The sequence below is a fragment of the Peribacillus deserti genome (genome assembly GCF_016909175.1).
Lineage (GTDB): Bacteria > Bacillota > Bacilli > Bacillales > DSM-1321 > Paraperibacillus > Paraperibacillus deserti.
This window is the reverse complement of sequence record NZ_JAFBFI010000019.1, coordinates 13,258-35,600: the sequence shown is the minus strand read 5'-3', so window position 1 is coordinate 35,600 and position 22,343 is coordinate 13,258. Positions and strand designations below refer to the sequence as shown.

Genomic DNA, 22,343 nt, shown 5'->3' with positions numbered 1-22,343 from the left:
ACCTGACAGGCATAAGACAAGCGACAGCGAAAGGCCGCTCTTGCCTTTTGATGGCGATTAGCTTATGACCGAAGGTGTCAGTTCGCAGCTAGACAACAAGAAAAGCGAAGAACGGTGCTTTTCTAATAATCTTTTATTAAAGAACCATGATGAACTTAAACTAGTTAAATACAATACCATTAGAAGAAAAGCAGACATCCGACAAGCATAAGACGAGCAGACCGTGGAAAGCGATTTTCCTTTCCATGGACTGATGGCTTATGACTCGAGGATGTCAGTTCGCAGCTAGACAACAAGAAAAGCGGAAAGCGGTGCCTTCCCTATTCATCCCCATATAGACCTCAATGATAGCCATTATACCGGTAAGTAGAAAACTTATTTGGAAGGCAGAGACCCATGCATAAGACCATGGGAAGCGGTGTTTCTTCCCATAGCTGGCCTGGCTTATGACACGAGGGTCTCAGCTTGCAGCTGGACAACACGAAAAGCGAAGAACGGTGCTTTTCTAATAATCTTTTATTAAAGAACCATGATGATCCTAAAAAAGTTAAATAAAAACAGTAAATGAAAAGCAGACACCTGATAAAGTAGACTTGCTGATTGGCGAGTGTTAGCGAAGACAGAAGCTTAGTCGCACTTATGCGTTAGCCAGGCATAAGACAGGCGACAGCGAAAGGCCGCTCTTGCCTTTTGATGGCGATTAGCTTATGACCGAAGGTGTCAGTTCGCAGCTGGACAACAAGAAAAGCGAAGAACGGTTCTTTTCAAGTACAAAATTAACTATTTGAGTTAAAAAAGGTCCTTCATACAAGTGGCGAAGGACAAAACAAACTAAGTGAGTTAGAGGTAGAGGAAAGTTCTTCGCACAGATAATGAAGGTATGTGCTTTTTATTGAATCACTTCAATAACATAAATAAAGCCAAAACGGTGCTCCCTGCAACCCAGCACCGTCTTTGCCTTATCATGAAAGGAAGTAATCACTATGGCAACAATTGGTGTCCTTGGACTACAGGGTGCTGTGGAGGAACATCTCAAGAGTATTATGCTTGCAGGCCATGAAGGAACTGTCATTAAACTGCCCCGCCAATTAGATGAGGTGGATGCTTTAATTATTCCTGGCGGCGAAAGTACGGCAATCAGAAAACTTATGGATCACTATGGATTTATTGAAAAAATCCAGGCATTTTCTGCATTAAAGAAGCCGATATTTGGAACATGTGCAGGGATGGTGCTGCTTGCTGAGCGGCTATCCGGAACGGAAGACCGCCATCTAGGTGTTATGGATATAACTGTACAAAGAAACGCGTTCGGCCGCCAGAAAGAGAGTTTTGAAGCGGAGCTTTCTATTGAGGGGCTATTAAATCCCTTTCCTGCTGTTTTTATCCGTGCCCCTTACATTGAACAAGCAGGCAGTGAAGTAGAGGTATTAGCCCGCTACGAGGATAAGATTGTTATGGCTAAGCAGGACCACCTTCTTGTCTGCTCCTTCCACCCTGAGTTAACAGAAGACCCTGGAGTGTTACTCATCTTTTTAGAAATGGTAGAGCAATCCGTAAGTGCTCCGTTTTAAGTAGGCTCTGTTAAAGCTCAATGTTGATAATGGCACTATGTTGATTGGAACGGAGGGCGCGAGACTCCTGCGGGAAAAGCGAGTCAAGGGAGACCCCACAGGCGTTTTACGCCGAGGAGGCTCCCGGACCGCCCGCGGAAAGCGAGTGCCTGCAGCGGAAATCAACAGGCATGTTTAACAGAGCTTTTAAGTAAAAAAACAGCTGTTCCTATAGCGGAAGCTGATTAAATACATAATCTACAAGACCTTTTCATCCAGAAAAACTCCACGTAATTGCCATTCTTCTAGTCTAAAAAAATGATATGAGGTGTACCATGAAAATTTATCAGGCTACTATTAATGATCTGGATGGCATTTCCGAAATCTTTAACCTGTACCGGGTATTTTACGAGCAGCCCTCTGATCTAAAAGCTGCGAGGGCATTTATAACCGAAAGGCTTATCAATCGGGACTCTATTATTTTTACAGCTGTCAAAGAAGGCAGATATGCTGGCTTCACCCAGTTATATCCTTCTTTTTCTTCCGTATCAATGAAAAGGTCACTCATCCTCAACGATCTGTACGTTCATGAAAATGCAAGAAAACTGGGTGTAGGAAAGCAATTATTGGATGCTGCTAAGGAGTATGCGATTAAGTCTGGAGCAAAAGGGCTTTCCTTGCAGACGGCGAATGAAAATACTTCGGCACAAAGCCTCTATGAAAAATACGGATATCAGCAGGAAACGGAATTTATTTCTTATAATTTGATTGTATCGAACGATCAACAAAGCTGAATGTCTAAAGAAATCACCTTCACATGAAGGTGATTTCAGAGTGTAGACAAAATCAATTTCAAACAAACTTTGTCTCGAAAAATGAGGTTTGTCAATTTATTTCTTGCATATATGGTGGCTTTTCTTAAAGTTAAGCACTATATATTGAGGGGTAAATATTAATAAAAAATAGCTGTCGACTTTGTCGACAGCCTGGAAATCACCTTCACATGAAGGTGATTTTAATGTCTAGTATACGATCTATTTTGGTCATGATTGTGTCAGGAAGTTCAAGGAAATTAGTAGTCTCCTCTTCTATTTGCTCGAGAGATGAAGCGCCTGCTAATGCATTTGATACATTTTTGTTTCCAAGCCCCCAAGATATAGCCTGCTGTGAATGAGTCGAACCTAGCTCCTTCGATACAGTTTCTAATTGAATTGCCTTTTCCAACTTTTAATAATTGATATAAATTGAATTAAAACGTTAAGTAGCTGCACAGACTTATTTCACTTACTTTTAACCCCGAATTTCCTAATCTCCTATATCTCAAAGCAAAAGACTTCCAACATTTAGACATATTTTTCCTAAACCTTATTATAATAAGGTTTGGAAGGTTTTTTCAAAATTTTTTAACATTTGCGGATTCCTGTAACACATGCTAATGTTTTGAATGAATTAACAGATTAAAGGAGGATTTACATGTTTAAGAGATTTACTGCTATCGTTCTTATACTAACCATTTCCCTTGTGATTGCAGCATGCGGAAATGGCGGAAATAAAGAAAAGAAGGAAACCACTGCCTGGGATCAAATTAAAAAAGAAGGCAAGATTGTGGTGGCAACTTCCGGTACACTATACCCTACTTCTTATCATGATGAAAAAACAAAAGAACTCACTGGCTATGAGGTAGAGCTTGTTCGTGAAGCAGCTAAAAGATTGAAGCTAAAAGTTGAGTTTTCAGAAATGGCATTTGACGGTATGTTAGCATCTGTTAACAGCGGAAAAGTTGATCTGGCAGCTAACGACATTTCGATTACGGATGACCGTAAGGAAAAATTTGATTTTACGAAACCATACAAATATTCTTATGGAACCGCAATGGTACGGAAGAGTGATTTATCCGGGATTAAAACGCTGCATGATTTAAAAGGTAAAAAAGCCGCGGGAGAGGCAACCACGGTATTTATGGAAATTGCCCGCAAGCATGGAGCAAAAGAAGTTATCTATGATAATGCTTCAAGTGATCAATATATGAAAGACCTGGCAGCTGGCCGCACTGATGTTATTTTAAACGACTACTACCTTCAAAGATTAGCAGCAGGTTTTTATAAGGAATTAGATATCACGATTCATCCGGATATCAAATATTATCCTAATAACCAGGCTATTATTTTGAAAAAAGGCAGCACTGAGCTTGCTGATAAAATGAACGAGGCACTTGATGAAATGAAGCAGGACGGAACTTTAGCTAAGTTGTCTAAGCAATACTATGAAGGCGCTGACGTATCTAAAAAACCAGATGTAGAGTTCCAGGACTAAAGGATAGTAAGGGAGAGGAATCATGGAGAATATACATTGGGAATACCTTTTTAATCCTCAGTTAGCCTTAGAATCACTCCCCTATATTCTTCAGGGAATTGGATATACCCTGCTGATTTCTTTCGTAAGCATGGCAGTTGGATTAGTAATCGGCTTTTTTTTAGCATTGGGGCGGACCTCTAAAACGCCTTTCTTGCGCTGGCCGGCAAGAGCCTACATCTCCTTCATGAGAGGGGTTCCTATTCTTGTAGTTCTCTTCCTGCTATACTTTGGATTTCCTGTGATTGGAATAGAGTTTAGTGCCGTAACCGCTGCCGTGATTGGTTTCAGCCTTAATAGCGCTGCCTATATGGCAGAAATTAACCGTTCAGCTATTACCTCCATTGATAAAGGTCAATGGGAAGCTGCGTCTTCTCTGGGATTATCTTACTGGCAGACATTAAAGGGAATCATCCTTCCTCAAGCTGTCCGAATTGCCGTCCCTCCGCTGGCCAATGTACTGCTAGATCTGATTAAAGCATCTTCGCTGGCTGCCATGATTACAGTTCCTGAACTTTTTCAAAAGGCAAAGATTGTCGGAGGCAGGGAATTCGACTACATGACTATGTACATCGTTGTAGCCCTGATTTATTGGGGAATCTGCACACTGGTATCTATATATCAGGAGTTTCTAGAACGAAAATTCAGCGTATATACTAAAACTTAATATATCTGACTAACTCTTACCCTAGTCTCTGTTCCCAAGCGGACAGGGACTTTTTTATTTTCAATATAAAAAATTTTGGTTTACCTCATAATTTAAAAAACTAATTAAACGTTTGTTTAAATTTCATTATTAAGGGGAAATTCCCTACCAAAAGATGAATTGAGGGATATGTATGGAAAAGCTTGAAGTCCAGACGTTTATGTTCGAGGAAGATGGAACGATTCCTAATAACCCCTCTTTGCCTGTGATTATTTATTCAGGGGCATTTAAAGGCAAAGAAAGTGATATAGAGAAGATTTTTAATAAAAATAATTGGCTTAACAGCTGGACAGGCGGAGTTTTTAATTATCACCATTTCCATAGTAATACTCACGAAGTCCTAGGTGTTATAAAAGGACATGCGCGTATTAAGCTTGGCGGGGAAGCTGGAAAAGAATTTGATGTCACAGAGGGTGACGTCCTCGTACTCCCAGCCGGCACGGGCCATATAAACATTTCATCAAGCCCTGATTTCGAAGTAGCGGGAGCTTATCCAGACGGCATGGAGCATAACCTTCGAACCGGAAAACAAGAAGAAAGAATAGCAGCGATAGAAGACATCAAACAGGTTCCGCTGCCAGACAAAGATCCTGTTTATGGAGTGGATGGACCGCTTTTTGAATCCTGGGTAAATAAAAGGCCCGAGCCTCCTGTAGAAGCTATAGATATAAAAATACGTTAAGACCGCTTTCTTGCATAAGTTTGTTTCCGGGAATCCTTTCATGTACGATAGAATTAGTAAAGCTTTACCGGGGAGGATATGAAAATGAAAAGTGCTAGTCCTTATATATTTATCGATAATTGCCAGCAAGTAATGAAGCATTACCAGAGCTTACTTGGCGGCGAAATTAAAAATGTCCAAAATACAGAAGAGGGCAAATGCTTGCATGCAGAGCTTCATTTAGGGGTAAGCGTGATTCACTTTTCTGATTCATTTGGCAAAGTTACTAATGGCGATCAGATCCGGATCTCTCTTGAATGTGAAACGGAAGACGAAATTCGAAAGGTATACCACTCGTTAAGTCAGGGCGGTACCGTCACAGTTGAACTTCAGGATACGTTTTGGGGCGCCATTCACGCCAACTTAATTGACCAATTTGGAATTGGCTGGCTTCTTAATTACCAGAAATAAGCTGCTCAAAGAAAAAAGCTGCCGTACCCTGTGGTATAGCAGCTTTTTTGCATATATATATTTCATTTTCCCACTGAGCGAGTCCAACGGATTAATAAGCTTTCGCCCAATATACCATCTGAAGAGCCTTCCTGCCGCAGCAGACACATTGTTCAGACACCTTCTCCTGTTCGATTGGTATGCATCTGGAGGTGGCCCCTGTCTCTTCTTTTATTTGGTCTTCGCACGCTCTATCACCGCACCACATAGCTTTAATGAACCCCGCTTTTGTTTCTACGATCTGCTTTAGTTCTTCCAAGGTGACGGCAGGTGTTGTTTTTTGTTCTCTATGCTCTATTGCTTTCCGGTATAAGTTCTGTTGAATGTCTTCAAGAAGCTCATGGACGGTGGATTCAATAGAATCAGCAGCAACAATGATCTTCTCGCCGGTATCGCGTCTGGCCAGAACCACTTGATTTTTTTCAATATCCTTTGGACCTACCTCAAGGCGCAAAGGTATTCCTTTCATTTCGTATTCATTAAATTTCCAGCCCGGTTTTTTGTCACTCGCATCTATATCTGCACGAAGGACTTTAGAAAGACTGTTCTTCAGCTGGTACGCATAGTCGAGGACACCTTCCTTATGCTGGGCGATCGGCACAATCATAAGCTGGATTGGAGCTGCATTCGGCGGAATGACTAATCCTCTGTCATCCCCATGTACCATAATCATGGCTCCGATGATGCGGGTTGTAAAGCCCCATGAAGTCTGGTGAACGTACTGAAGCTTGCCCTCTCTGTCCGTAAACTGGATACCAAATGCCTTTGCGAACCCTTGGCCTAAGTGGTGAGAAGTGCCAGACTGTAAAGCCTTTCCATCATGCATTAAGCTCTCGATGGTATAAGTCAGCTTCGCACCTGCAAATTTTTCTTTATCCGTTTTCTGCCCTTTTACAACTGGAATGGCTAATACCTTTTCACAAACCTCTGCATACACTTCAAGCATCCTTACGGTTTCTTCTAATGCTTCCTCGTCCGTTGAGTGGCAGGTATGCCCTTCCTGCCATAAAAACTCCAGTGTTCTTAAAAAGGGGCGCGTTGTTTTCTCCCAGCGGACAACATTAGACCATTGATTATAAAGCTTTGGCAAATCTCTATGGGAATGGATGATGTTTCTATAATGCTCGGCAAACAGTACCTCTGAAGTTGGGCGGACACACAGTCTCTCGGCCAGCTTTTCTTCACCCCCGTGTGTGACCCATGCCACCTCAGGCGCAAAACCTTCGATATGGTCCTTCTCCTTTTGAAGCAGGCTCTCGGGAATAAATAACGGCATATAGACATTTTCATGACCCGTTTCTTTAAAGCGAGTGTCTAGTTCCTGCTTGATATTTTCCCATAAAGCATAGCCATATGGGCGGATAATCATGGAGCCTCTTACGCTCGAGTAATCAATTAAATCGGCTTTTGTTACGACATCGGTGTACCACCTTGCAAAATCTTCATCCATCGCTGTTACATCTTTAACAAATTCTTTTGCCATTCTTTTTGCACCCCTGTTATTTTTTTATAAAAAGGCTCTGTTAAAGCTCAATGTTGATATTGGCACTTATGTTGATTGGAGCGGAAGGCGCGAGACTCCTGCGGGAAAAGCGAGTCAAGGGAGACCCCACAGGCGTTTCACGCCGAGGAGGCTCCCGACCGCCCGCGGAAAGCGAGTGCCTGCAGCGGAAACAACAGGCAAGTTTAACAGAGCTTATAAAAAAAGCCCTGCTCATAGAAGAGGGACCAAGGTCTTTGGCGGTACCACCCTCATTTAAAGCAATGCTTTACACTCTTCCCATGATAACGGATGGACCCGCTTATATCTTCACTTGATAAAGAACTCAAAGGCAGGTTCAAATGCCGGTCTATAGAAACCTCTCAGCCACTGGTTTCCTCTCTGCATAGACGTTTACAATTTACTAATCCTTATCACTGTTTCAGTTATTTCTTGAAATTATATTAATTTCCCCCATAATCTGTCAAATGAGTATTAACCTTTTTTGGAAAAAACTTTTTTATCCTATTGAAAAGAAACTGTTTCAATTTTGTAAAGGTTAGGTAAAGATAGGTACACCTAAGATTTGGAGGAACCCATATGTTTAAAAAAATAATATTAACAGCAGGTTTAATCAGTATGAGCCTGCTTTCCATAGAAGATGCAGCACAGGCTAAAACTTCTGAGAGTAAGAAAAATAAGGTAGTATTAATTTCCTTTGATGGAATGAGAAATGACTTAACTAAACAATATTTAAATGAGGGTAAATTGCCGAACATTAAACGATTAACTGAAAAAGGTGTGATGGCAGAAAAAACCTCCACGGTCACCCCTTCCCTTACCGCTCCCTCCCACGCAGCCATAGCAACAGGATCCAGGCCTGCAAAAACAGGAATAGTCAGTAACCAATGGCACGAATCCAATAAAATTCTAACCAATAAAGACGACGCCTTCCAGACAAAGCTGGCAGTGCCTCCTGTATGGGTAGAAGCTAGGAAACAGGGAAAAACCACTGCAACCATTGCTTTTCCGGGCGCTAATCCAAAGGATGGAAAACAGGGTGATTACTCTATTTTCTATGGCGAAACATGGTCCCCTGCTTCTCAGAAATCGTTAAAATTTAATCAAGCCTCTGATTGGAACAATGTACCCAAAAGTTTCAGTCCGCTTAAAGAGTCCGATCTTTCTATTAAAGTAGAAAAAGGAAAAAACCATATGATTCATATACTAGCCTTGGATTCTACCAATGATCATAAACAAAACTATGAATCTTATATTATTTCTGAGGACAAGCAGGTTGATGCAGGAGACTCTTTTACAAAAGGGAAGAAATGGGGATCCCTTGTATTAAAAGTAACAGACAGCAAAACTGCTGGCTTTTGGTTTAAAATCCGGTCTAATAACACCGATCTCACGGACAGCATCCCTATGTACCGGACCGCGGTCACTTCAGGGTTAATAGAAGGTCCAAAAGGATTTGCGCATGAGATAAAAAGCAGATTTGGCTTCTTTCCCGCCCAGGATGATAATGCCTCTCTTGAAAAAGGGTGGATTACCCGTAAGGAATATCAAGAGATCAGCAGCCGGTTTGTTATGTGGATAACCGACGTTTCTCTTTATATTAAACATAAACACAATCCTGATTTAGTCATGTTTTACGGCCCCCAAATTGACCATGAGCAGCATAAGTATCTATTAACCGACCCGCGGCAGCCAGGCTATTCAAAAGAAAAATCTAAAGCTTATTCAAAATATATAGAATGGTCCTACCGTCTGGCTGACAAGGTGGCAGGAAAAACGATGAATTCACTTAAAGAAAACGATCACCTGCTCATTGTATCTGACCATGGTATGGAGCCTGCCCATTCTACTCTAGAGCCTAATAAGCTATTAAAGGATGCAGGGCTATTAAAAGTTGATAAAAATAATCAAATCGATTACAAAAAGTCAAAAGCATATGCAGTGCCAAGCAGTTCCATCGCCCATGTGTATATTAATCTTCTATCAAGAGAAAAAGGCGGAGTGGTGAGCAAGAAGGAATATAATCAGGTGCGATCCAACGTTGTACAAGCATTTAAAGAGGCTAAGGTTAAAAGACATAAAAAAGGTGCTGTCCTTTCCTATGAACTAAAAGAATTATACTCAGGCACTCGAATAGAAGGGTTTTCTTTCAATCTGGTGAAAGAGCATTCCAAAAATATGTGGGAAAGCACCTTCGGCGGAAATGTGCATCCATATGAAAAGATCATAAAAGTAACACCTAAAAATAAAAATTTTGGCCATGCCAATTCAGGCGATGTTGTCTTAATAGGTGCTCCCGGCTATATCATGGGCAGTTCCGCGGATAAAAGTATAAAGCCAGCGATTGAATTAGGAACCCACGGCGGTGATCCATCAAGGGAAAAGCTGCGTCCTGTGTTCCTGGCAGCCGGACAGGAATTTCCTGCTCAAAAAAATATAAACTCTATGACAAATCTAAAAGTTGCCCCGACTATCTATGAATTGTTAGAGCTAAAAAAGCCTTCTTTCGTTGAAAAAAAGGGCTTGACAAATTAATAAATAAAATTTTACCAATTTTAAAATCAGTTTATCTCTTATTTAACCGGGTAAACAAAGCCTGTAGCCAAAAAAAACAAATCATCTAACTTATTTAGGTGTTAAGGAGGAAAACACAATGGTAAAACAAGTTGTTGGTGTATTCGATTCACAACAGGAAACGGTGGAAGCAATTAGAGAATTAACTTCACAAGGTTATAATACAGATCAAATTTCGGTTATCACGAATAGGAGAGATAATGAGATTCTTGAAAATCGGGCTGGAGCAACAGTAGATAATGGCGTTAACTCTACTAATTCCTATCATGAAGGAGATTCTTTTTGGGATAAAGTTAAAGACTTTTTCGCGATGGATGAAACAACCGATTCAACCAGAAACCGCCTCTCAAGCCTGAATTTATCACATACTGAAGAAACAGAATATAATTCGCACCTGGATAACGGCAAATATCTGCTGGTTGTAGAAGGAAGCGGAGATGTATCTCTTGGAACAGGAACTTACGGATCTGATACAGGCTTAAATACAAACAGCCCAGCTTATGACTCAACCCTTACCGGAACTGCTGCAGGATCCTTTACAGGAACAGCTGCAGGTACAACAGATTACGACTCAACAGTGACCGGCGGCACCTTTGGATTAAACGACCGGTTAGATGAAACAGAAGAGGAACGAACTCTAAGACTTCGCGAAGAACAACTGAATGTAAGTAAACGAGAAGTTCAAACAGGTGAAGTAGAAGTAAATAAAGAAGTATATGAAGAACGTCAAACAATGGAAGTACCAGTTAAACGTGAGGAAGTTTACGTTGAACGCCGCCCAGTACATGAAGAAGGTGCAGCTTTTGACAGCACGGTTGATGAAAATGAAACCATTAAAGTCCCTATTGTTGAGGAACAAATTGAAGTTACTAAGAAACCAGTCGTTACTGACGAAATTGTCATTGGTAAACGCACTGTAGAAGAAACAAAACAGGTTTCTGAAACGGTTAAAAAGGAAGATGCAACACTTGATACTACTGGCAGCACGAAGGTAGAGGGCGACCATACCTTTAATAAAACAGACGATAGATTCTAATTCATACAAAAAACCGCCGGACATCTGCCGGCGGTTTTTTCAAGCTATTTTTTGCACCGAATCCCAGGAAGAGTGTTTAGTGAAGCTGCACCCTTCGTTTAACAGCAGGTTTAACCACACCTATGTTGAACACAGGTGCTGATCTGTCCTGTCCGTGATTTGCTCCGTTAACAATTCTTCATTTCCTACCATAGCTTTCTACAATATTTCCCGAGAAATACAAAAAAAAGACAAATTAAAAAGCCCTATTCGACATAGAGCTTTTTCCTAAAGAGCTTTTATTAAATAAGGGGTGTTTTTAAGCTGGTTCATCGATTCAGCGCCAATTCCGAACATAACAATCTTGAATTCTAATTCTATGAGATTAAGGAGGTTGATAAGAGCATCTGAAGATTCTGCTGCCCGATGAAGGATAGAGCGTCCGAATCCTGCTAAATCTGCTCCTAAAGCAATTGCTTTAGCGGCTTCTACTCCATTGGTAATCCCTCCGCTTGCAAGAAGCATTCCTGAATATCCATGTTTTCTTGCACTTACAATGCACTCTGAAGTAGGAATTCCCCAGTCTATGAAAGCTTCTGCTGCTTTTATTTTGAGAGGGTCTGCAGAACGGAGCTTTTCTACCTGGCTCCAGGAAGTTCCTCCAGAACCTGCCGAATCTATAAATGACACTCCTAATTCCGACAATTTCTTTGCTAAAACTCCATCGATCCCCCAGCCGACTTCCTTAATCCCAACAGGGACATCCAAATGGGTACAAAGAGATTCAATTTTCGTCATTAATCCTTTAAAATTGGTATCTCCACCTGTTTGAAATACCTCTTGAAGGCTGTTTAAATGAAGAACCAGTGCGTCTGCTTCTGTTAATGCTATAATTTTTCTGCAATCATCCATGGTAAAGCCATAATTAAGCTGGACTGCTCCTAAATTTGCAAACAAAGGAATATGGGGTGCATATTTTCTTACCTGAAAGGTATAAGCCTGTTCTGGACTTTCGAGCGCAGCCCTCGTAGACCCCAAACCCATAGACCAGCCTCTAGCCTGTGCAGCTAACGCCAGGTTTTTGTTAATCTCCATTGCCTGCTGTGTACCGCCTGTCATCGAGCTTATCACAAATGGGGTTTTTACCCTTTTCCCTAAAAAGGAAGATGATAAATTAATATCTTTAAAATCCAGCTCTGGCAGGGCCTGGTGAATAAAACGGTATTTTTCAAGACCGGTTGTAATATTTTTACTGGAGACGTCTTCTTCCAGACTAATCCTTATATGTTCATTTTTTCTATCACTTATGGAATTGCTTGGTTTCACAAGAAAACAGCCCCTTTTATGTAGATATAACAGGAGTTCATCTCCACACCTTATTCTTTAGTTTCCCTATTTATATTGACTGCATACGAACATCTATGGATGCCGATTTACCGTTGCTGTCATGTTACTAAACTATACTCCATACAGCCGCTAAATTCCCAGAAACGGACGCCATTAAAAAAGCTCTTTTCGCTGTTAATGAAAAGAGCTCGCTTTTATTTCATTCCTTAAAGATTAACCCAAAGTACCAATATAGTCCAGTTCATCTACTTCTTCCGAGTCAACGGCCCCATCGAGAATTTTCCGGATGTCCTGAAGGGATTCTTGGACGCTGACTGTCACACCCGCTTTCTCAGTGAAAGGTTCTGCAACATAAAAAGACTGAGTTAAATACGCTTCAAGTCTTTCTCCCCTTTTGTAGGTTTGCATTTCAGCAGCCGGAAGTTTTTCTACGCCTCGCGCGCTTACCAGGGAACGCAGCTCGCGATATCTGCGCAGCAGCTTTTGCGCCCGCTGCTGGATGGAAAGATGATTCTGATCAAGATGGGCTCCCTCAAGTACAGACGAAGTCGAGTACAGGGGATTTACCGCCGGATACTTATGTCTCGCCGCTAAATCCGCATCAAAGTGCCATAATGTTTCCAGAGGCCCAAAAGGCAGGTCTTCATCTACTGCTTCACCTTTTAAATCCACAAGAAACGTTGTTACCCGGTCCAGCCCCTTATCCTGCAGCTGCTCATGGAGTTTAAGAATGTCTCCTGAGATTACGTGGGACCGGTCTGCAGCAAAGGCGATATCTATTCCTGAACCGAGAGCAGACATCTGGTCAAGCTTCTTTAATGGAATTCACAGCAATATCTACTTCATCCAGCAAATCATATATTTCCGGAGGGTTTCCTTCCGGCTTAAGGAGAACAATTGTGAACCCTTTTTGTTTCAGCCGGTAGAACATTTCGGCCAGAACTACTAGTTGGCCCATCCCCGGCCTTGCTATCAGACCGACCGTGCCTCCTGCTGCAAGCGGTGCAAATACATCCAGGATTTTAATACCCGTCTCAATCATATCGACTTTTTCCGCTCTAATAATTAATTCATCAAGTCTGCATTCAGCAAGGTCAGCCAATGCAACCAGTGTTCTTACTTCTGATCGCTCAACAGGAATTTTGCCAGTGCAAAGATTAGAAACCGTCGCCGGGCGCAGCCCGACTGACTTTGCAGCAGTGGTTAAATTAGGAACTCTCCGTCTAGCAGAGCTACATTCAATTTTAAGTTTTCCAAAGTTCCGCCCTCCCCGTTATTTCTTAGAGTAATTGTTTTATCAAATAAATTCAAGGTCAGCATTACTTTTAAGAGTAATATCATTTCCGTAAAGTAAAAAGCTGTCCATCAACAAGGACGGACAGCTTTTTACTTTATTCTATTCCTTTTTGAGCTTCTTTCATCATTTCTGACACGGATACCAGTCCGCCGCCTGAAAGGTACCAATATCCAGGATCAAGGTATACAATTTTATCATTTGTATAAGCTTTCGTTTTCTTAACAAGCTGGTTTTCAATAACTTTTTTTGCATTGTTGCCTTCACCAACAGCGGCATCTCTATCTATAACATATAAGATATCCGGGTTTGTTTCTGCGATAAATTCCATGGAAATGTTTTGGCCATGAGTTGGGTCAGCCTCAATCTTATCAGCTGCTGAATGGATGCCGAGCACATCATGTATCAGGCCAAAGCGGGACTCAGGACCAAAAGCAGTTACTTTACCGCCAGCTGTTAACGTGATAAGAGCCTTTGCATGATTTTCTTCAGCTTTTTTCTTAATATCAGCTACTGTACTTTCAATGGCAGCAAGTTCCTTTTCAGCCTGTTCTTCTTTACCAAAAATTTTTGCCAGTGTATGAACATTACCTTCAAACGACTTCATAAAGTTTTTATTATCGATTCCCATGAAGATGGTAGGAGCTATTTCTTCAAATTTATCATATAAATCTTGCTGTCTCCCTGAAATGATAATTAAATCCGGCTTGATTTCATTAATGGCTTCAAAGTCTGGTTCCTTTAAACTGCCGATATTTTTATATTCTTTATCCTTATATGTTTCAAGGTAAACAGGGAGGTTCTGTTGTGGCACCCCAGCAATAGAGTCTTCAAGACCAAACTTATCCAAAGTATCGAGCGTTCCTAAGTCCATAATTACCACTTTCTTAGGATTCTTCTTTACTTTTGACTCGCCTAACTGATGTTTTACCACTATATCTTCCGAATCTTTACCTTTGGCTGAGCCTGATGCTTTTTCCTGACTGCCGCACGCAGCGGTAAAAATCATGATAATAGAAAGGATCAATAATAAAGATAATCTTTGTTTCATGTGAAACACTCCTTTTTTTATAAACTATTGAACTATATTTATTAAGCGTAATACATACAAATTTTGTTGTTATTAATATCTTGTATCGTAATATCCATTTCGTAAATTCCCCGTAGAACCGCTGAGTCAATAATATGTTCAGCAGCTCCGTCTTCAACTACCCTTCCATCCTTCAGGGCAACTATGTAATCTGAATAGCACGAAGCAAAATTAATATCGTGAATAACAATGACCACTGTTTTTCCTAATTCATCGGTAAGTCTGCGCAATACCTTCATAATTTGTACAGAATGTTTCATATCAAGATTGTTAAGAGGTTCATCAAGCAGGATATATTCGGTATTCTGAGCAATGACCATTGCAATATATGCTCTCTGCTGCTGGCCGCCGCTGAGCTGGTCAAGATATTTATGCTGAATATCTGTAAGCTCCATGTAGGATATGGCTTCATCTACAAATGTCCAATCTTCCTTAGTCAGCCTTCCCTGAGAATAAGGAAACCGGCCGAATGAAACTAATTCTCTGACTGTCAGTTTAATTGCAATATGATTCGACTGTTTTAGTATAGAGATTTTCTTTGCGAGTTCACTGCTCTTACATTTAGAAAGCTTTTGGTCGTCGATGTATATGTCACCGCTGTCGACTGCCGAAAGCCTGCTCATCATGGAAAGCAGAGTACTCTTGCCCGCTCCGTTAGGTCCGATAAAAGAAGTGATCTTGCCTTTTGCTATATTCAGCGAGACGTTGTCAACTACACTTTTATTTCCGAATTGTTTCGTTACATTTTTGATCTGTATCATGCTTTGCTCTCCTTTAACAGTAAGTATATGAAGTACACTCCGCCTATAAAGTTGATAATTACGCTTAACGTTGTGGAGAAGGTGAATACTCTTTCTACAATAAGAACTCCTCCGACTAAAGCTATTATGCTTAGAAATGAAGAACCGGCAAACAAAGTAATATGTTTGTAGGTTTTGGTATACTGATAAGCCACATTTGCAACAAGCAGCCCCAGGAACGTAATCGGGCCCACCAATGCAGTAGATATAGAGATTAATACCGCGACTACTATGAGAAGCCTCTTAACTACATGATCGTAGCTGACTCCCAGGTTAATAGCCTGCTCTCTTCCAAGTGCAAGAACGTCCAAATACTTTATAAATCTAGATAAATACCAGCCCAGTAAAACGAGAAGGACTATAGAGATTGTGAGCAGATCTGTATGAATATTATTGAAGCTTGCGAACATGCGGTCCTGTATTACTAAAAACTCATTCGGATCAATAATCACCTGCATAAAGGAAGAGAAGCTTTGAAATAACGTCCCCAGAACCAGCCCAACCAGCAGGAGAAAGTAAATGTTCTGACCCTCTTTTTTAAATAAGAACTTATATAACAGACCGGCAAATAAAACCATTATCCCTACACACAGAAGAAAATTTATATTCTTATTCATTACTACTGCACTTGTTGATCCGAATGCAAAAATCAAAAAGGTTTGAATGAGCATATATAAAGAATCCAGCCCAATAATACTCGGTGTAAGGATACGGTTATTTGTAATCGTTTGAAATATGATGGTTGAAACAGCAATTGATACACCAGTTAAGATAATGGCGATTAATTTAATCGTACGCTTCGGTACAACGTACTCCCAATAGTTTCCCATATCGGTAAATAAAAAGATTAATATAAGGATTAGTGAAATAGCTGATAAAATTCCTAGTTTGACCTTATGCATAAGCCTTGCTCCTCATCAGTAAGTACAGAAAGATTCCACTGCCTATAACTCCTACAGTTAAACCGATCGGTATTTCATACGGATAAATGAGGATCCGGCCAATGATGTCGCACGCGAGCAAGAATACTGCTCCTAACAGCGCAGTGTCGAACAGGTTTTTCTTCAAATTATCGCCGTTATATAGGGAAACAATATTCGGAACAATTAAACCTAAAAATGGTATAGCACCTACCGTTAAAATAACAGATGTAGTAGATAAAGCGACGATAACCAAACCAATGTTAACAATTAATCGATAATTTAGACCTAAGTTTATCGAGAAATCCTCACCCATTCCTGCAAGAGTAAACTTATTGGCAAATAAATAGGCTATAAACACAAGCGGTACACTTATGTAAATCATTTCGTACCGTCCCGCCATTACCATGGAAAAGTCACCATGCAGCCATGCAGAAATACTCTGGATCAAGTCATATTTGTAAGCAAAAAATGTAGTCATTGAGGATATAATACTGCCTAGCATCAATCCAACAAGCGGGATAAATATGGCATCTTTGAACTTAATCCGGTCGAGAATTTTCATGAATAGAAAGGTACCCGCTAAAGCAAACAATGAGGCAATAATCATTTTCTGCATCATCGTTGCGGAAGAGAAAATAATCATGGAAACTAATATTCCTAATCGTGCTGAATCCATGGTACCGGCAGTCGTAGGAGAAACAAACTTATTCCGGCTGAGCTGCTGCATGATTAAACCGCATATGCTCATGCTGATCCCTGCCAAAAGAATAGAAACAAGCCGCGGTACCCTGCTGATCATTAAAATCTCCTGCTTTTCCCTGTTTAACTGGAAAAGATCGAGCGGGCTTACATCCTTTACTCCAATAAACAAAGAGGTAATGGAAAGTAATATTAATAATAGAAGCAATAGAATTTTTCTCATAAACCAACCTGCTTTTCATGCTAACCATGGGCCGCTATTTTATTGATCTAAGAATGATAAACATTCTCAATGAAACTAAAAAAAAAACACATATTACTTATATTACAAGGCTTAATTTTGAGATAATCGCAAATGAAATTCATTCTCATTCAAACTCAGCTTTATTATCATATAATCCGGCCTTCCTTGTCAATCATTATTCAGAATTTTATAGAATTTACTTTAATTTATTTTCAAGGAATAATAGGGCGCCTATTATTCCTTTGCATGATAAGGCAAGTCCACAATGAAAGCTGTACCTTCTCCTTCCTTCGAGAAAACCTCAGCGTTCCCATTTAGTCTCTTAAGGCTTTGGGTAAGATGAAAAAGGCCTAGCCCCCTATTAGTCCCTTTAGTTGAAAATCCCTTGGTGAATATGTGCTGCTGCATTTTTTCAGCAATTCCTCCGCCTGTATCATGAACTTCTAATGACAGATGTTGTTCGAAATAATCGAACCGAACCGTGATTCGTTTAATTTCTGAATTTCCAACGGCTTCAATGGCGTTATTTATTAAATTGCCTACGATTACGACAAGCTCATGAATCACCTCTGGATCACGGGATTCTGGTATTTCTCCGTCTCCATCCACCAGAAACTCTACTTTATTTTCCCTTGCATAACTGAGTTTTCCTAATAAAAATCCAGCCAAGACTGGGTCTTTTATACGCTGCGATATAAAGCCCGCTTCCGATTGATGATGTTCAACCATTTTGTCAATGTAACTAGAAACACTTTCGTAATTTTTCATTGCAATGAGACCGGAAATAACATGCAGCTTGTTCATAAATTCATGCGATTGAGAGCGCAATGCATCTGCGTACAGCTTCACCCCGGTCAATTGTTCTGCCAGCTCCTTTAACTCCGTTCTATCCCTGAAGGTTGCTATGGCTCCAACTACATGTTCCTTTACTAATACGGGCACCAGGTTGGTGACAATGGCTAGACCGTTGACGTTTTGTTCAAGGTCGAGTTTCGGCTCTCCTAAATTCAAGACATCGGATAGTCTTAAGCCCGGCATCAATGTATCTATCTTTTTACCAATTGGATTACCCGATATCCCAGCTGATTGCAGAAGCCTGTTCCCTTCTTTGTTAACCAGCTTAATCCTGCCTGTCGCATTCACTGCAATGATTCCCTCTTTTGCCGATTGAAGCATTGCAATACGTTCTTCAAGCAATCCAGCAATCTCTTCTGGCTCTAACCCAAATAGTATAGACTTAATTTTTCTGGCTAAAAGAACCGCTCCAATGATGCCGGCAGCTATACCGAAAATCATTCCGGCATAAATAACCTGTCTGCCTTCTGAGACCGCATGGTTTACATCATCCAGCAGAATACCGACTGCTACAGCTCCAATTTGTCTATTGTTATTATCATAGACAGGAGCAAAAGCTCTTAGTGATGTTCCCAGCGTACCTTTTGCAACAGAAATGTGTTCTTTCCCTCTTAAAACAGTCCCTTCATCTCCACCTCTGAATTTTTTTCCTATTAATTCAGAATGGGGATGAGACCTTCGAATCCCCTTCATGTCCATAACGACAATAAATTCAACTCCGGCCGCATCTTGAACATCACGGGTGTAGGCTTGGACATCCGATACACTGCTCTTTTCCGGTCTAAGTGAATGGATAACCGGGGCTGAACGAGAAACAATCCTTGCAATATCGGCAGCTTTTTCAGCTTTAAGATTTTTTGTATCCTCCGCAACTCTTTTTATTACCATGGTTTCTGTTATAATGAGGGAAACTACGACGACCGTACATACCAGCAGGGTTATGGTAGTCTGCAATGAGAGTTTAACCCGGCTGGGTCCCTTTATTTTTTTCATACAGTTCCCCGCTTTACAGACCATACCGGTTGACTGGCCGCCCTACCCCGCCGTATTGTACAGTAATGTTTACTTTTCCCTTTTTCTCAAGATAATCAAGGTACCGCCTTGCGGTAACCCGGGCAATCCCGATACTTTCAGCTACTTCTTCAGAAGAGACGGGAGACTTTTCACTTGATATATATTCAATGATTTTATTTAAGGTATGATGATGCAGCCCTTTTGGCAGTAATTCTTCATCGATGGCGTCTTCATTGAAGGTCAGAAGCTGATCCAATTCATGCTGCTGAACGTCATTTCTTTCTTCTAGTTTAAGACGGAAAGAATAATATTGTTCAAGCGCTCTTTTAATCCTCTCAAATTTAAACGGTTTCAAAATGTAATCCACTGCTCCATACTGCAGGACTTTATGAATGGTTTCTATATCGCTTGCAGCAGTAATTGCCATTACATCAACAGGCAGCCCCTCCTGCCGGAATTGCTTTATTGTTTCAAACCCATCCAGCTGCGGCATATAAATATCAATAATGACAAGCTCAGGTTTTAACTTCCTTACTAATTGCAGCCCTTCTTCCCCATTACTGGCATGCCCGACCACCAGGTAGCCCTCGACCTTTTCGATATATTGCCTGTTAATTTCCTGTACCATCGGGTCATCCTCTATTAATAATACTTTGATCGAATTCATTTTTCTTTTCACCCGCCGTTTTAAAGCTTTTTATTCTATTATGAATATCTTAATCTAGGACTACAAATACTTTGGTAGATGTTTTTAGTACCGAAAAGAACAAAAAGAACTTTATGACCAAAAACTTAAACTTCATATTCCTTTCCTATAAGATTAATGAAAGCGTTACCAAATATGGAAGAGGTGAAGGATTGTTGAAACTGAATTTTAGAAACTTAACAGTACAGGTGATTATCGGTATATTGATAGGTATTATTATTGGATTTATTTTTCCTAAGTTCGGTACCGACCTTAAAGTATTAGCTGATATTTTTATTAAGCTGATCAAGCTCGTGATCGCCCCGATTGTTTTCCTTACTATTGTTATTGGAATTGGCAATATGGGAGACCTAAAGAAAGTCGGCCGTATTGGAGGAAAAACACTCCTTTATTTTGAAATTATTTCAACACTTGCACTTGTAATAGGTCTTGTTGTAGTCAATATCCTAAAACCAGGTAGCGGTTTCAATACCGACTCCGTAAAAGGCGGAGATGTATCAGAGTTTACTGAGCAGGCAAAAGAGACAAGCCACGGTGCCATTGAGTTTATTATGGGAATTATCCCGGATAACTTCATTGGGGCAATGGCTAAAGGCGAATTACTGCCGATTCTTTTTTTCTCCGTGCTGTTTGGCATAGCTGCAGCAGGGCTGGGCCAGAAAGCAAAGCCTGTTATTTCGTTCTTTGAACAAATTGCCGAGATTTTCTTTGGCATTGTAAATATAGTCATGAAATTTTCACCAATAGCTGCCATGGGTGCGATGGCCTATACGATTGGCAATTTTGGTATAGGTTCCCTTTTCTCTTTAGGTAAATTAATGGCCAGCGTATATCTGACAATGTTTCTATTTATCGTACTCATCCTTGGATTCGTCGCAAAGTTATACGGATTTAATATCTTCAAGTTTATAACTTATATCAAGGAAGAAATTTTACTAGTCCTTGGGACATCGTCATCTGAAAGTGCTTTACCGCGAATGATGGAGAAGCTCGAAAAATACGGCTGCTCTAAATCTGTAGTTGGACTGGTCATCCCAACTGGCTACTCTTTCAATCTGGATGGTACCGCCATCTATCTATCCATGGCTTCCATCTTTATCGCCCAGGCCTTTGGTGTTGACCTGAGTATCTGGCAGGAGATCACTCTCCTTGGAATTTTAATGCTCACATCAAAAGGCGCTGCCGGTGTTACAGGTTCCGGTTTTATTACACTTGCCGCTACACTTGCTGCTTTCCCGATGATCCCTGTTGAAGGCATTGCCCTGCTTCTTGGGGTAGACCGCTTCATGTCAGAAGCACGTGCCATTACCAACCTTATTGGAAATGGTGTAGCTACAGTTGTTGTTTCTAAAATGGAAAATGAATTTCATCCCGAAGAGAGATTCGATATCCCTCCTCCTAGTCACAGCGGCAGTGACAAAGTTTCAGTATGAGACTCTGAGAGCTAAAACATCTGGTTTTAGCTCTCTTTTTTATTGGAAAGGCAGCGTAGTAAAAATACCCTGCCCGTTCTTCTTTATGCTACACTGATGCAAAAGGTATGTTACTATCTCAAAAAGGGGAGGAAATAAGCATGACTTATTCAATTGTTGGCTATGATCCAAAAGAAAAAGAGTGGGGTATTGCCGTACAATCCAAATTTTTGGGAGTCGGTGCGGTTGTTCCGTGGGCGAAAGCCGGTGCAGGTGCAGTAGCTACTCAATCATATGCAAATACAGCATATGGGCCCCAGGCTCTCGCTGCCATGGAAAACGGGAAATCCGCTGAGGAAACCTTGAATGACTTATTAAGCGTTGATCCCGACAGAGAAATGCGGCAGGTTGGGATAATCGATGCAAATGGTAATCCTGCAACATTCACAGGAAGCGAGTGTTATGACTGGGCTGGAGGAATTACAGGATCGCACTTTGCTGCGCAGGGAAATATACTCGTAGATAAAAGAACCGTACAGGCCATGGCCGACGACTTTTCAAACTCTAAGGGCCCTCTGGCAGAACGGCTGCTGCATGCACTGAATGCCGGGCAAGAGGCAGGCGGAGACAGCAGAGGCCAGCAATCAGCCGCAATTCTTGTTGTAAAAGAACAAGGCGGCTATGGAGGATTTAATGACCGCTTTGTTGATCTAAGAGTGGAGGATCATCCGGAGCCCATCACAGAACTAATTCGCATCTACAACCTCCATCAGCTTTATTTTGCCCCATCTAAGGCAGAAAATATCGTAAAAATTGAAGGAGATATCAAATCAGAACTCACACAGCAGCTTCGGCGCCTGAACTACATAAAAGAAGACACAGCGAATGACGAACAATTATACAAAGCATTAACAGCCTATCTGCATACCGAAAACTTCGAAGGCCGTGAACAGCCGGAAGGGCAACTAGACCTTGAAGTATTAGCCTTTATGAGAAAGAGCTGATGGGGACTGTCCCATTTCCCAATTTATTTCCCATGGATCTTATTACCCTTTACAGTTTCTTTGTGGAGGGTTTTTTATGTTAAAAT

Annotated in this window: 19 protein-coding genes, 1 pseudogene and 1 other annotated feature; of the genes and pseudogenes, 10 read left to right on the top strand and 10 right to left on the bottom strand. The window is 40.9% G+C overall.

Annotated features, from left to right (window positions below; all coding sequences use genetic code 11):
• The first annotated feature begins 983 nt into the window (after positions 1–983).
• Positions 984–1,571 (top strand): pyridoxal 5'-phosphate synthase glutaminase subunit PdxT, encoded by a 588-nt coding sequence (gene pdxT, locus JOC77_RS17475; RefSeq protein WP_204546046.1) that lies wholly within the window; start codon positions 984–986, stop codon positions 1,569–1,571.
• A gap of 314 nt (positions 1,572–1,885) precedes the next feature.
• Positions 1,886–2,344 carry a GNAT family N-acetyltransferase gene (locus JOC77_RS17470; RefSeq protein WP_204546044.1) on the top strand — a complete coding sequence of 153 codons (459 nt, stop codon included), beginning with the start codon at positions 1,886–1,888 and terminating at the stop codon, positions 2,342–2,344.
• 205 nt (positions 2,345–2,549) lie between these two features.
• Here the strand turns inward: JOC77_RS17470 and JOC77_RS17465 are convergent, their stop codons facing one another.
• On the bottom strand, positions 2,550–2,774 hold the full coding sequence (locus JOC77_RS17465; RefSeq protein ID WP_204546043.1) for an aldo/keto reductase: 225 nt from the start codon (positions 2,772–2,774) through the stop codon (positions 2,550–2,552).
• Between the two features lie 249 nt (positions 2,775–3,023).
• On the opposite strand from JOC77_RS17465, the gene JOC77_RS17460 reads away from it, so the two are divergent.
• The 4 genes from JOC77_RS17460 to JOC77_RS17445 all read left to right on the top strand — a co-directional run bounded on the left by JOC77_RS17460 (position 3,024) and on the right by JOC77_RS17445 (position 5,740).
• A complete protein-coding gene (locus JOC77_RS17460) occupies positions 3,024–3,863 on the top strand; it encodes a transporter substrate-binding domain-containing protein (protein WP_204546041.1) in 840 nt (279 codons plus the stop codon).
• A gap of 22 nt (positions 3,864–3,885) precedes the next feature.
• Positions 3,886–4,569 carry an amino acid ABC transporter permease gene (locus JOC77_RS17455; RefSeq protein ID WP_239558865.1) on the top strand — a complete coding sequence of 228 codons (684 nt, stop codon included), beginning with the start codon at positions 3,886–3,888 and terminating at the stop codon, positions 4,567–4,569.
• A gap of 172 nt (positions 4,570–4,741) precedes the next feature.
• A complete protein-coding gene (locus JOC77_RS17450; RefSeq protein WP_204546040.1) occupies positions 4,742–5,290 on the top strand; it encodes a cupin domain-containing protein in 549 nt (182 codons plus the stop codon).
• A gap of 84 nt (positions 5,291–5,374) precedes the next feature.
• The gene (locus JOC77_RS17445; RefSeq protein WP_204546038.1) at positions 5,375–5,740 is read left to right on the top strand and encodes a VOC family protein; all 366 of its coding nucleotides are present in this window, start codon (positions 5,375–5,377) and stop codon (positions 5,738–5,740) included.
• A 91-nt stretch (positions 5,741–5,831) separates the two neighbouring features.
• On the opposite strand, the gene proS is transcribed toward JOC77_RS17445, so the two are convergent.
• The gene (gene proS / locus JOC77_RS17440; protein WP_204546035.1) at positions 5,832–7,262 is read right to left on the bottom strand and encodes a proline--tRNA ligase; all 1,431 of its coding nucleotides are present in this window, start codon (positions 7,260–7,262) and stop codon (positions 5,832–5,834) included.
• 237 nt (positions 7,263–7,499) lie between these two features.
• Positions 7,500–7,706: a binding site (T-box leader), on the bottom strand.
• A gap of 153 nt (positions 7,707–7,859) precedes the next feature.
• Between proS and JOC77_RS17435 the strand changes: the two genes are divergently transcribed.
• Both JOC77_RS17435 and JOC77_RS17430 read left to right on the top strand, forming a co-directional pair.
• The gene (locus tag JOC77_RS17435; RefSeq protein WP_204546032.1) at positions 7,860–9,815 is read left to right on the top strand and encodes an alkaline phosphatase family protein; all 1,956 of its coding nucleotides are present in this window, start codon (positions 7,860–7,862) and stop codon (positions 9,813–9,815) included.
• 118 nt (positions 9,816–9,933) lie between these two features.
• Positions 9,934–10,890: a YsnF/AvaK domain-containing protein gene (locus tag JOC77_RS17430; protein WP_204546022.1), complete on the top strand. Its 957-nt coding sequence runs from the start codon at positions 9,934–9,936 to the stop codon at positions 10,888–10,890.
• A gap of 267 nt (positions 10,891–11,157) precedes the next feature.
• Here JOC77_RS17430 and fni read toward each other — a convergent pair whose 3' ends face one another.
• From fni to JOC77_RS17390, 8 genes and pseudogenes are all read right to left on the bottom strand, one after another.
• On the bottom strand, positions 11,158–12,228 hold the full coding sequence (gene fni, locus JOC77_RS17425) for a type 2 isopentenyl-diphosphate Delta-isomerase (protein WP_377336451.1): 1,071 nt from the start codon (positions 12,226–12,228) through the stop codon (positions 11,158–11,160).
• Positions 12,229–12,429: 201 nt separating this feature from the next.
• Positions 12,430–13,473: pseudogene (locus tag JOC77_RS17420) on the bottom strand (ATP synthase beta subunit C-terminal domain-containing protein).
• Between the two features lie 134 nt (positions 13,474–13,607).
• On the bottom strand, positions 13,608–14,561 hold the full coding sequence (locus tag JOC77_RS17415) for a siderophore ABC transporter substrate-binding protein (protein ID WP_204546018.1): 954 nt from the start codon (positions 14,559–14,561) through the stop codon (positions 13,608–13,610).
• A 41-nt stretch (positions 14,562–14,602) separates the two neighbouring features.
• Positions 14,603–15,361, bottom strand: coding sequence for an iron ABC transporter ATP-binding protein (locus JOC77_RS17410; protein WP_204546007.1), 759 nt, complete (start codon positions 15,359–15,361; stop codon positions 14,603–14,605).
• Complete coding sequence (locus JOC77_RS17405; protein ID WP_204546005.1) at positions 15,358–16,302, bottom strand: iron chelate uptake ABC transporter family permease subunit; 945 nt, start codon at positions 16,300–16,302, stop codon at positions 15,358–15,360. The genes JOC77_RS17410 and JOC77_RS17405 overlap by 4 nt, the downstream gene beginning before the upstream one ends.
• Positions 16,295–17,245: an ABC transporter permease gene (locus JOC77_RS17400; protein ID WP_204546003.1), complete on the bottom strand. Its 951-nt coding sequence runs from the start codon at positions 17,243–17,245 to the stop codon at positions 16,295–16,297. The genes JOC77_RS17405 and JOC77_RS17400 overlap by 8 nt, the downstream gene beginning before the upstream one ends.
• Before the next feature lie 255 nt (positions 17,246–17,500).
• Positions 17,501–19,114, bottom strand: coding sequence for a DcuS/MalK family sensor histidine kinase (dcuS, locus tag JOC77_RS17395; protein WP_204546001.1), 1,614 nt, complete (start codon positions 19,112–19,114; stop codon positions 17,501–17,503).
• Between the two features lie 13 nt (positions 19,115–19,127).
• On the bottom strand, positions 19,128–19,802 hold the full coding sequence (locus JOC77_RS17390) for a response regulator (RefSeq protein ID WP_204545999.1): 675 nt from the start codon (positions 19,800–19,802) through the stop codon (positions 19,128–19,130).
• A 113-nt stretch (positions 19,803–19,915) separates the two neighbouring features.
• Between JOC77_RS17390 and JOC77_RS17385 the strand changes: the two genes are divergently transcribed.
• Positions 19,916–21,274: a dicarboxylate/amino acid:cation symporter gene (locus JOC77_RS17385; RefSeq protein WP_377336428.1), complete on the top strand. Its 1,359-nt coding sequence runs from the start codon at positions 19,916–19,918 to the stop codon at positions 21,272–21,274.
• A 140-nt stretch (positions 21,275–21,414) separates the two neighbouring features.
• The gene (locus JOC77_RS17380) at positions 21,415–22,257 is read left to right on the top strand and encodes a DUF1028 domain-containing protein (protein WP_204545996.1); all 843 of its coding nucleotides are present in this window, start codon (positions 21,415–21,417) and stop codon (positions 22,255–22,257) included.
• The last annotated feature ends 86 nt before the right edge of the window (positions 22,258–22,343 follow it).